The 4,521-nt window shown below is 61.4% G+C and carries 9 protein-coding genes and 1 pseudogene; all 10 read left to right on the top strand.

The features are described from left to right. The first annotated feature begins 317 nt into the window (after nt 1-317). The 10 genes and pseudogenes from EA346_RS00850 (at nt 318) to EA346_RS00805 (ending at nt 4,459) form a co-directional block, all read left to right on the top strand. Nucleotides 318-674 (top strand): BrnT family toxin, encoded by a 357-nt coding sequence (locus EA346_RS00850; RefSeq protein WP_296754438.1) that lies wholly within the window; start codon nt 318-320, stop codon nt 672-674. A gap of 7 nt (nt 675-681) precedes the next feature. Then, entirely contained in the window at nt 682-873 is a 192-nt protein-coding gene (locus EA346_RS00845; protein ID WP_296754435.1) for a CopG family antitoxin, read from the top strand. A 381-nt stretch (nt 874-1,254) separates the two neighbouring features. Further along, nucleotides 1,255-1,530 (top strand): BrnA antitoxin family protein, encoded by a 276-nt coding sequence (locus EA346_RS00840; RefSeq protein WP_296754432.1) that lies wholly within the window; start codon nt 1,255-1,257, stop codon nt 1,528-1,530. A 219-nt stretch (nt 1,531-1,749) separates the two neighbouring features. Further along, a pseudogene (locus tag EA346_RS00835) lies at nt 1,750-1,884 on the top strand (transposase); the annotation flags it as partial. A 62-nt stretch (nt 1,885-1,946) separates the two neighbouring features. After that, entirely contained in the window at nt 1,947-2,228 is a 282-nt protein-coding gene (locus tag EA346_RS00830) for a type II toxin-antitoxin system RelE/ParE family toxin (protein ID WP_296754430.1), read from the top strand. A 25-nt stretch (nt 2,229-2,253) separates the two neighbouring features. Then, nucleotides 2,254-2,553 carry a HigA family addiction module antitoxin gene (locus EA346_RS00825; RefSeq protein ID WP_296754427.1) on the top strand — a complete coding sequence of 100 codons (300 nt, stop codon included), beginning with the start codon at nt 2,254-2,256 and terminating at the stop codon, nt 2,551-2,553. A gap of 343 nt (nt 2,554-2,896) precedes the next feature. After that, nucleotides 2,897-3,175, top strand: coding sequence for a type II toxin-antitoxin system RelE/ParE family toxin (locus EA346_RS00820; RefSeq protein WP_296754424.1), 279 nt, complete (start codon nt 2,897-2,899; stop codon nt 3,173-3,175). Nucleotides 3,176-3,187: 12 nt separating this feature from the next. Then, nucleotides 3,188-3,487, top strand: a complete 300-nt coding sequence (locus EA346_RS00815; RefSeq protein WP_296754441.1) for a HigA family addiction module antitoxin — start codon at nt 3,188-3,190, stop codon at nt 3,485-3,487. Between the two features lie 378 nt (nt 3,488-3,865). Then, complete coding sequence (locus EA346_RS00810; protein WP_296754420.1) at nt 3,866-4,144, top strand: type II toxin-antitoxin system RelE/ParE family toxin; 279 nt, start codon at nt 3,866-3,868, stop codon at nt 4,142-4,144. A 9-nt stretch (nt 4,145-4,153) separates the two neighbouring features. After that, complete coding sequence (locus EA346_RS00805; RefSeq protein ID WP_296754417.1) at nt 4,154-4,459, top strand: HigA family addiction module antitoxin; 306 nt, start codon at nt 4,154-4,156, stop codon at nt 4,457-4,459. The last annotated feature ends 62 nt before the right edge of the window (nt 4,460-4,521 follow it).

Raw genomic sequence — 4,521 nt, 5'->3', positions numbered from 1 at the left:
CACGAACAGCCCGCCGTCCAACCGCTGAATCTGGATGGACGGATGTCGCCGTGATCGAAAACTCCGGGACACCCACTCTCCTTGAACGCCAGGCGCCGCGGTAGCCCTTCCGCAGGCCAGATTCCCAGGAAGGCGTCCCGCATGACCCAGCCCCGCTCCCCCTCGACTCCCTCTGGACACCTGCCACTGGTTACCACGTCGCCTCCCGCTGCGCGCACGGCGCCCTCCCTGCGGGCACGATGCACAGAATCGCGGACCGGTTTCCCGCACCCCTCGCACTGGTTGTGGACGTATGTACAAACGTGTAGGCTTCTGACATGCAGAACGTCCGGGTCGCTGGGTTCGAATGGGATGCGGGCAACTGGCCCAAGTGCGGGAAACACGGCGTTGCGAAGGCACAAATCGAGGCGATGTTCAGCAAGGTGCCTGCCGTCTATCCGGATCCCGCGCATTCGACCGCTGAAGAGCGTTTCCTGGCCATCGGATCCAGTGGTGATGGGCACTTCCTGTTCGTTGCCTTCACCCTGCGGACACGCGGACAGGAGGTTCTGATACGCCCGATCAGTGCCCGGTTCATGCACCGCAAGGAGATCGAACACTATGAACGACAACGGAAAGCGGCCCGCACCGCCCCCACTCAAGACGGACGAAGAGGCGGAGCGGTTTATCGATGAGGCTGATTTGACGCGCTACGACGTCTCCCATTTTCGGCCGATGCACTTCGAATTCGAGAAGAAGACGGCCCGCGTCAATATGCGATTGCCCGAACCACTGCTCCGAGCCGTGAAGGCCAAGGCGCAGACACGAGGGATTCCTTATCAGCGTCTGATCCGCGAGGCGATCGAGCGGGCTCTCGAAGACGAGCCTTCCTGATAGTAACTCCGGCGAGGCACTCTCCGGGACATATATAGACGCCCCCTCGTTGCAAGGGCCGAACGTACCTGCTTGTGTGCGCGCCACCCGCGCTGAAAAACGGTTCGGACGCGAACTCCGGGACATCCACTTTCCTTGAACGCCAGCCGCCGCCGCAGCCTGTTCCGCAGGCCAGATTCACACCTAACCCCGGGACACCCACATTGGCTCCCACATTGGCTCCTAGGTTGCTCTGTTACGATCGCTGACCAAGCGTGGGCCGCAGCTTTTCGCGCTGGGCATCTTCGGTGCAGGCGTGGATGTCCTGGAGTCTCACGGAGACGGCGAAGGGCATCCGCGTCATCAGTTTTCGAAAGGCGAACGCGCGCGAGGTGAGGAGATATGGCAAATCGCAAACCCCTGATTGACGAGGCAGGCGAGGTACGGGAGCTGGATGCTGACGATCTGGCGCTCTTCCGACCGGCGGAAGAGGTTCTGCCCGTGTCGCTCTCGACAAAGCTCGGTGTGCGCGGCCCGCAGAAAGCACCGACCAAGGAACGCGTCACCATTCGCCTGTCGGCTGACGTGGTCGCGCGGTTTCGCGCCACCGGCAACGGCTGGCAGACCCGCATAGACGCCGCACTCAAGGAGTGGCTAAGAACCCATTCACCAGACTGAGCAAGACAAAACCGGGGTCAGAGAGGATTTTCCCCTGATATTTCCGCGAACCAAAGCCGGGATAACCACTTTGCTTGAACGCCAGGGCACCCCGGGACACCCACGTTGCTTCACCCAACGCGAACTCCGGGACATCCACTTTGTTTGCACTTTGTTTGAACCGCCAACGCCGCGGCGTTAACCTCTTCGGCAACACGATTCCACGGAAGGAGTCCCCGCATGACGCATCCGCGCTCCACCCTCATCTCCCTCGAGGACACGCCCTGGTACCACATCTTCTCCCGCTGCGTGCGCCGCACGTTTCTCTGCGGCCTGGGTCACCACTCCGGCCGCAGCTTCGAGCACCGGCGCGGCCGGAAGTGGGCGGTCTTTGGCGAACACTTGTCATTGATAACGCACTGCGTTAACGTCTGCCGGTGATCAAGAGCTATCGGGACAAGGAAACCGAGAAGCTGGCGCATGGACGCCTTTCCCGTCGGTTTCCGGCAGAGATTCAGCGCCGCGCGAAGATGCGCCTGGATCGAATCGCGGCGGCCGTCGAGCTCGATGATCTGCGGGTGCCACCCTCGCATCGCCTGGAGCTTTTGAAGGGGGATCGGGCGGGCCGGTACAGCATTCGCATCAACGATCAGTGGCGGATCTGCTTCGACTGGCGGGACGGAAACGCTTACGACGTCGAGATTGTGGACTACCACTGATCGGTCAGACTGTGCGGAGGCTCCGATGAGTGACGACAACACGATGAACCCCATGCATCCGGGGGAACACCTGGCCGAGTTCCTCGACGAGATGGGCATCTCGCAATACCGCCTGGCCCACGACATCAGCGTTCCTCCGCGCCGGATCAACGAGATCGTCAAGGGCAAGCGGGCGGTCACCGCCGACACGGCCCTGCGCTTGGGGCGTTACTTCGGCATGTCCGCGCAGTTCTGGATGAACCTGCAGGACCGATACGAACTGGAAGTCACCGAACGCGCACTCGGAGACCGGCTGGACCAGGAGGTCCATCGCCGAATCGCCTGACCCCGGCAACCACTACCGCCACTCCAGGACGAGCAACTCCGGGACACCCACGTTGCTTGAACGCCAGGCGCCGCGGTAGCCTTTCCGCAGGCCAGATTCCACGGAAGGAGTCCCGCATGACCCAGCCCCGCTCCGCCCTCGTCTCCCTCGACGCCACCCCGTGGTACGACGTCGTCTCGCGCTGTGTCCGGCGCGCACGAGGCCACTCAAGGACACCCGTTTTCTGCATCTATCCGCGCGCGCAGATCTGCCTGCGCGTACCAGGCCCACCCGAAACGACCCAGGTGGTACCCCGCCAGCGACTTAGCTTGCCGCTTAACGTTAAACGGCATAAGCTCTAAGCATGATCAGGAGCTTCCGCTGCAAGGACACGCAGGCGCTGTTCGAGACGGGAAAGACCCGCCGATGGCCTTCTCTCAAGGCGGTGGCGGAACGCAAGCTTATACAACTGCATGCGGCGGAGACCCTCGCTGATCTCAAGGCACCCCCAGGCAACCGGCTGGAGGCGCTCGCAGGTGATAGAGAGAGCCAGCACAGCATTCGGATCAACGACCAGTGGCGAGTCTGCTTCCGTTGGACGCCGGAAGGACCCGACGATGTAGAAATCGTGGATTACCACTGAGGAGATGAAATGATGAGTACCAACGGCATGCGGCCTATCCATCCAGGCGAGATCCTCCGCGAGGAGTACCTGGCACCCTTGGGCATGAGCGTGAATGCTTTGGCCGGCGCGCTGCACGTGCCGACGACCCGCATGAATGACATCGTTCGCCAGCGACGCGGCGTCACGGCCGACACCGCCCTGAGACTCGCACGCTATTTTGGTACCACCGAGCGCTACTGGCTGAACCTGCAAACGGAATACGAACTTCGCCTCGCGCAGATACAGTCTGCCGCCCGCGTACGCCGCGAAGTCGAACCGCGCGCGGCTTAGCAGGTCGCTGAGGAACTCCGGGACACCCACTTGGCTTGAAGGCCGGACCCATCGCGGCGCAGAAAACCCGGGTCAGAGAGGATTTTTCCTTAATACTTTCCGGGACTCCGGGACATCCACTCCGCCTGGACCTGTTCGCGACGTTGAGGCCGGAGAGGATGTCAACAGTGGGTCTTGTCGTCCTTCCGCCTTAACGTGAGGTCAACTCCGGGACACCCACTTTGCTTGAACGCCCGGCGCCGGCCCGGTAGCTTTGGCTCAGGCCAAATTCCACGGAAGGAGTCCCCGTATGGCCCAACCGCACTCCGTCCTCATCGAACGCGTCATGTTTCCCGGATCCCTATTGACGGATTCCGTCGTACGGAATAGGCTGTAGACGTGATTCACTCTTTTGCCTGTGGTGACACGCGTAAGCTGTTCCACAGTGAATCCGTGCCGCGTTTTCGAGCCATCGAGCGTGTTGCACGACGCAAGCTGTTGCAGCTGCATGCTGCCACCGAACTGAAGTCGCTGCGCATTCCGCCCGGAAACCGGCCGGAGTCACTGAAAGGGAATCGCAAGGGCCAACACAGCATCCGTATCAACGACCAATGGCGGATTTGCTTTGTCTGGCAAGCCGACGGCGCGCATGCCGTCGAGATTGTGGATTACCACTGAGATACGAACATGGCCGAAATGCTCGACGAAATACATCCCGGCGAGATATTGCTTGAGGAATTCATGAAGCCGCTGGGTATTACAGCGCGCCAGCTCGCAGCCGATATCGACGTGCCGCCGAGCCGGATCAGCGAAATCGTGAACGCGCGCCGCCCGATCACCGCCGACACTGCCTTGCGTCTCGGATTGTTCTTCCAGATGGAGCCACGGTTCTGGCTCAATCTGCAAACCGAATATGACCTCCGGGTCACCGAACGCGGCGGAAAGGAGCGGATCCAGGCCCGCATACGCACATTCAACCCCGAGGCGGCATAACAAACCGGGGTCAGAGAGGATTTTTCCTTAATACTTTCCGGGACTCCGGGACATCCACTCCG

Source organism: Thioalkalivibrio sp. (assembly GCF_007692535.1).
GTDB lineage: Bacteria > Pseudomonadota > Gammaproteobacteria > Ectothiorhodospirales > Ectothiorhodospiraceae > Thioalkalivibrio.
This window is presented reverse-complemented; position numbering and strand designations above follow the sequence as displayed.

What these genes read in the sequence shown, in the direction of transcription:
- EA346_RS00815 (WP_296754441.1), top strand. Translation starts at nt 3,188, where the DNA reads ATGAGTACCAACGGCATGCGGCCTATCCATCCAGGCGAGATCCTCCGC.
- EA346_RS00840 (WP_296754432.1), top strand. Translation starts at nt 1,255, where the DNA reads ATGGCAAATCGCAAACCCCTGATTGACGAGGCAGGCGAGGTACGGGAG.
- EA346_RS00820 (WP_296754424.1), top strand. Translation starts at nt 2,897, where the DNA reads ATGATCAGGAGCTTCCGCTGCAAGGACACGCAGGCGCTGTTCGAGACG.
- EA346_RS00825 (WP_296754427.1), top strand. Translation starts at nt 2,254, where the DNA reads ATGAGTGACGACAACACGATGAACCCCATGCATCCGGGGGAACACCTG.
- EA346_RS00850 (WP_296754438.1), top strand. Translation starts at nt 318, where the DNA reads ATGCAGAACGTCCGGGTCGCTGGGTTCGAATGGGATGCGGGCAACTGG.
- EA346_RS00805 (WP_296754417.1), top strand. Translation starts at nt 4,154, where the DNA reads ATGGCCGAAATGCTCGACGAAATACATCCCGGCGAGATATTGCTTGAG.